This is a genomic window from Acidovorax sp. KNOB132 (assembly GCF_057541515.1).
The window spans coordinates 1-5,350 of record NZ_BAAJYT010000243.1; the positions used below are offsets into that span (position 1 = coordinate 1).

Sequence of the window (5,350 nt, forward strand, 5' to 3'; positions counted from 1 at the left end):
CCAGCAGCGCCCGCTGGCGCTGGTGGGCGGCCAGCGCCAGTCCGGCGGCGACAGCGGCGCGGCCGAAGGGACGGGGGCGTCCGCCTCGGGGTGCTCGTGCGCCGTCTCGCGGCGCCGGGCCTGGGCGCGGTAGCGGTCGATGGCCAGGTCCCGCGCCACGCAGCGCAGGAACGCGAGCGGATTGGCGATCTCGCCGGGCACCGGGCGCTCGAGCAGCCGCACGCACAGGTCGTTCACGATCTCGCGCGGAAAGCACTCGTCCCCGAAGCGGTGCCGCAGCGACCCCACCAGGTCTTCGTAGTGCTTCACCAGGGCGGCCAGCAGGGGCTCGGGCGGCGGAGGAAGCGAGGCGGGGTGCGGCATGGAACGCCGATTATAAAAAGAGAATGGGAATGATTCTTATTGTTGTATTTTTGCCGTACTGCGGCGCTCCGGTGCCCCGCCGGGCGGCAGGGGCGCGTGGCCGGCCGGCTGCGGCCCTGCGGCGCAAAAGGCACAATCGCCCGTCCCACCGGGCCGCTCGCGCCCGGTCCCGTTGGAGCATGGAATGAGCAGCATCGACCTCGCAAGAATCAACGCCGAACTCGGCAAGGACGCCCAGGGCCTCGTGGACTGGGCCGTGGGCCTGGGCCGGCCCACCATCGTCACCACCAATTTCCGGCCGTTCGAGGCCGTCATCCTGCACATGGTCACGCGGGCCCGGCCCGACGTGCCGGTGGTGTGGATGGACAACGGCTACAACACCGAGGCCACTTACCAGTTCGCCGACGAGGTGACCCGGCAGCTTGGCCTGAACCTGTCGATCTACCTGCCACGCCGCTCGCGCGCCCACCGCGAGGCTGTCGAAGGCCCGGTGCCCGCGCTCGACGATCCGCGGCATGCCGCCTTCACCGAAGAGGTCAAGCTCGAGCCCTTCGCCCGCGCGCTGCGCGAGACCGCGCCGCAAGTGTGGTTCACCGCGCTGCGCGCCACCGACACGGCCGTGCGCGCGCAGATGGACCCGGTGAGCATCAACCCCGACGGCCTGCTCAAGGTCGCACCGCTGCTGCACTGGTCGTCCAAGGACCTGTACGAATACCTCGTGGCCCACCAACTGCCCAACAACTTCGACTACGTGGACCCGACGAAGGGCGAGGACAACCGCGAATGCGGGCTGCATCTGGCGCACTGAGCGCATGGGCTCATAGCCGAAAGGGGCGTGCACTGCACGCCCCTTTTTTTTTGTCCTTATCAACCGTAGGCCTGGGCTGACGCGTGCTGCCCCCGGATGACTACGCCTGCCCCGAGGGGGCACTTTTACAGTTCGTCCATCGCATCCAGCCAGGGTTCCAAACCGTCTCGGAGTGGAGGGCTGAAGCGAATAACCAAGAGGACTTGTGCCATGAATGAAGACACCGTCAAGGGAAACTGGAAGCAATTCACCGGCAAGATCAAGGAGCAATGGGGCAAGCTGACGGACGACGATCTTGACGTGGCAGCCGGCAAGCGCGACCAGTTCCTGGGCAAGCTGCAAGAGCGCCAGGGTCTGGCCAAGGATGCCGCCGAGAAGGAACTGAAGTCCTGGCAGGACCGCCACCCCGAATTCCGTTTCGACAAGTAAATCCCGGGCCTTTCCCACTTTTAAAAACCAGCGGTGTTCGCCGTGCTGCCACAAGGCAAATCGACAACCGCACCCCCCTACAGACATTGAGGAGAAAAATATGAAACACGCACGCAATCTTCTGGCCATCGTGGCCGCCGGCCTTCTCGCCACCAGCGGCATGGCCATGACCAAGGAAGAGCACAGCGCCGCCAAGGACCGCATCTCTGCCGACTACAAGATGAACAAGCAGAAGTGCGACAGCATGACGGCCAACGCCAAGGACGTCTGCATGAAGGAAGCCAAGGGTGCCGAGAAGGTCGCCAAGGCCGAGCTGGAAGCCCAGTACAAGCCCAGCGACAAGGCCACCTACAAGGTGAACGAAGCCCGCGCTGACGCCGCCTACGACGTCGCCAAGGAAAAGTGCGATGACCAGCAAGGCAATGCCAAGGACGTCTGCGTGAAGGATGCCAAGGCCGCCCACGTGAAGGCCAAGGAAGACGCCAAGGTGGCTCGCGCCCAGGCCAAGCCTTCGGACAACATGGCCAAGAAGGACGCCAAGGTCGCCGAAGTGAAGAAGGACGCCGCTGAAGAAAAGCGCGAAGCCGAGTACAAGGCCGCCAAGGAGCGTTGCGATGCCATGAACGGTGACGTCAAGGACAAGTGCGTTGCCGATCTGAAGCGCGTCTACAACCAGTAAAACAGGTTATGGCCACCCCCGCGTTCGGATGAACGGCTGGGGTGCCAAAAGCAAAAAAGGCTTCGCAGTGCGAAGCCTTTTTGCTTTGCGGCCGCCTCAGTGGGGGGCTGTTCGCTCAGCGCCACCGCATGCAACGCGCCCGTCCGGCGGCCTTGGCCTGGTAGAGCCCCTGGTCCGCGTCGCGCACCAATTGCTTTTCTGTCATTTCCGCCGTGGGCTGCAGGGCCGCCACGCCGATGCTCAAGGTGACGTGCGGGCCCAGGGGCGAAGCGCCATGGGGGAGGGCGGCATGGTCGAACGCCTGCAGCACCCGTTGGGCCACGACCTGCGCCTCGTCGCCCGTGGTGCCCGGCAGGAGCACCACGAACTCTTCACCCCCGTAGCGCATCGGCTTTTCGTGCGCCCGGAACAACGCCCCCTGCAGCACGGTGCCGACCTGGCGCAGACATTCGTCGCCGGCCTGGTGCCCGTGCATGTCGTTGTAGTGCTTGAAGTGGTCGATATCGATCATCAGCAGGGCCACGGATGCGTCCTGCCGGCGCGCCCGGCCCCACTCGGCGCTCAATGCCTCGTCGAACAGGCGGCGGTTGCCCAATCCCGTGAGGGCATCCGTATAGGACAGCTCCGCCAGCGTGGCGTTCAGGCGCTGCAGTTGCAGCTCCGAGTGCTTTCGCTCGGTGATGTCCTGGAAGGCCCCGCTCAACTGAACGATCCGGCCGTCCTGGTAGGTCGGCTCGCCCTGCGCACGCACCCAGAGATGGCGCCCCTTGTGCGAGATCATTTCCAGCTCCAGGTCCCACGGCGTGCCGTCTTCCATGCACCGCTGCACGGCCGCGCTGATGAGGGGGCGCGACGCTTCGGTGTAGTAGTTCAGCGCCTGCGACAGGTCCGGCGTGGTTTGCGGCTCCAGGTCGTGGATGCGGTAGACCTCGTCCGTCCAGGCCGCCTCGCCCGTGGCCGGATTCAGCGTCCAGCCTCCCACGCGTGCCATGGCCCCCGACTGCCGCAGCAGCAGGGCCGCGCGCGCCAGCGCCTCTTCGTCAAGCTTGCGCTGGGTGATGTCCATGAACGTGCCGATGACCTTGGAGGGCGCGCCCGTGGCGCTGCGCCGGATGACCTTGCCGCGGGAGAACAGCCAGATCCAGGCCCCCTGCGGGCCCTGCACCCTGAACTCGTTCTCGTAGGTTTCCGTCATTCCGCCGAGATGCCGGCGGAACGCGGCCACGTTCGGCTCCTGGTCGAGAGGGTGCAGCACGGCCGTCCATTCGGGCACGGTCTTGGTCACCTCGCTGGGGCCGAAGCCCAGCATGGCCGATCCGCGGGCGTCCACCTGCAGCGTCATGGCCTCGATGTTCAGTTCCCACAGGCCCAGCTGGGCCCCTTCGAGGGCCCGCTCCAGCCGCGCGGCGCTGATCGCTAGCCTGTTGGCGTAATCCTTGTGGACGGTGATGTCCGTCACCGTGAGGTGGAACCCGACTGCGGGCGCCGGTGGGCGGTCCGGCTCCAACGGCTGAACGTCGGGGATGTAGCTGGCGGACATGACCCGGGTTTCGCCGGCGGCGTTGGCGACCTCGGCCTCGAACTGCACCGGTTCGCCTTTCAGCACGCGGCAGGTGTAGGGCCAGGCCTTGGCGAAATGCGCCGAATCCAGGATTTCATCCATGGGGCGGCCCACGATCTGCGCGGGGTCCTTGCCGAACCATGCGGCATAGGCCTTGTTGGCGAACTGGTAGCGCAAATCCGCGCCCACGTGCGCGATGAGTGCGGGCACGCTGTCGGCCATCAGTTGCAACTGGGCCTCGCTTCGACGCAGTTGCTGCTCGGCCGCCACGCGCTCGCTGATGTCGTGCATGAAGGCTGTCACGATGCGGGACGATTCCAGCTGCACCTGGCTGAGGGTGATCTCCATCGGAAACTCGTGCTGGTCGCGGTGCCATCCCGGAAGAAGCTGCCTGCGGGCCCGGGCGCCCTCGTTGGCCATGAGCGCCGCCAGGCTGCGCGTTCGCATCGCCGGGGCGAGGATGGTCTCGGCCATCGGGCGCCCCAGCACCTCGGCCCGGCGCCAGCCGAACATCGCCTGGGCTGCGCGGTTCCACTCCAGGATCTGGCCGTCCTCATCGGCCACGATGAAGGCGTCCTCCGTGTCTTCCAGGATGCTGCGCATGCGGCGCTCGCTGTCGCGCAGGCGCTCTTCCATGGACCGCTGCTCCGTGACGTCCTGGATCTGGGCCACGAAATGCAGGGGCTGGTCGAATTCGTCCCGCACCAGCGAGACCGCCAGATGGGCCCACACCGTCTCGCCGTCCTTGCGCAGGTAGCGCTTGCCCAACTGGTAGTTCTGCGTTTCCCTGCGGACCAGGCGGTCGATGTGGTCGCGGTGGGACATGAGATCGTCCGGGTGGGTGAGACGCCGGAAATCCATGCGCAGCAATTCGTCCCGCGAGTAGCCCAGCATGCCGCACAGCGCGTCGTTGACCTCGATCCAGTGGCCCGTGGTGGCGACCAGGGCCATTCCATGGGTGGCGGCGCTGAAGGCGCCCGAAAAGCGCTGGGCCGCGATCGTGGCGGCACGGGTGGCGGCGCGCAGTGCCGTCACGTCGTGCATCAGGCACACCGCGCCCATCTTGGTGCCGTCCGCGTAGAACAAAGGCGAAGCGTTGCACAGCACCGACCGCGGCGGCTGGCCCTTGGCCTTGATGACCAGCTCGAACCCGCGCACGGTCTCGCCCCGCCAGGCGGCCAGCAGCGGGATGTCCCCGGTCGCCAGCAGCCGTGAGCCAGAGGCCTCGAACAGGTCGAAATGCTCGGCCCACTCGCTCGGCGGCAGGGACCGGGGGTCGGTGCCGTGCCAGGCCCGGGCCACGTGGTTGAACTCGCCCAGCAGTCCATCGGAGCCGCAGGAGACGACCGCATCGGGCATGGCCTCCAGCAGGCGGCCCAGCGTGCCCGCCTGGATCTGGGCCTCCCGGCGGCCCTGGCGGGCCTCCAGTTGGCTGACCACCTGCCTGGACAGGCGTTGCAACGCCTCCCGCTGCGTTCCGGACAGGCGCCGCGGCACCCGGTCGATCACG

The 5,350-nt window shown here is 66.9% G+C and carries 5 protein-coding genes; 3 read left to right on the forward strand and 2 right to left on the reverse strand.

Annotated elements, in window-relative coordinates; genetic code table 11:
* Positions 1-363 (reverse strand): sigma-70 RNA polymerase sigma factor region 4 domain-containing protein (locus AC27IO_RS19950; protein ID WP_498740380.1); only part of this gene is annotated, 363 nt, incomplete at its 3' end.
* 184 nt (positions 364-547) lie between these two features.
* Here AC27IO_RS19950 and AC27IO_RS19955 point away from each other — a divergent pair.
* From AC27IO_RS19955 to AC27IO_RS19965, 3 genes are all read left to right on the forward strand, one after another.
* Complete coding sequence (locus AC27IO_RS19955) at positions 548-1,171, forward strand: phosphoadenosine phosphosulfate reductase domain-containing protein (RefSeq protein WP_272565862.1); 624 nt, start codon at positions 548-550, stop codon at positions 1,169-1,171.
* Between the two features lie 210 nt (positions 1,172-1,381).
* Positions 1,382-1,600 (forward strand): CsbD family protein, encoded by a 219-nt coding sequence (locus AC27IO_RS19960; RefSeq protein WP_272565861.1) that lies wholly within the window; start codon positions 1,382-1,384, stop codon positions 1,598-1,600.
* 100 nt (positions 1,601-1,700) lie between these two features.
* Positions 1,701-2,279 (forward strand): hypothetical protein, encoded by a 579-nt coding sequence (locus tag AC27IO_RS19965; RefSeq protein WP_284430277.1) that lies wholly within the window; start codon positions 1,701-1,703, stop codon positions 2,277-2,279.
* A gap of 115 nt (positions 2,280-2,394) precedes the next feature.
* On the opposite strand, the gene AC27IO_RS19970 is transcribed toward AC27IO_RS19965, so the two are convergent.
* Positions 2,395-5,350, reverse strand: a 2,956-nt coding sequence (locus tag AC27IO_RS19970) for a sensor domain-containing diguanylate cyclase (RefSeq protein WP_498740383.1), incomplete at its 5' end; no start/stop codon positions are given.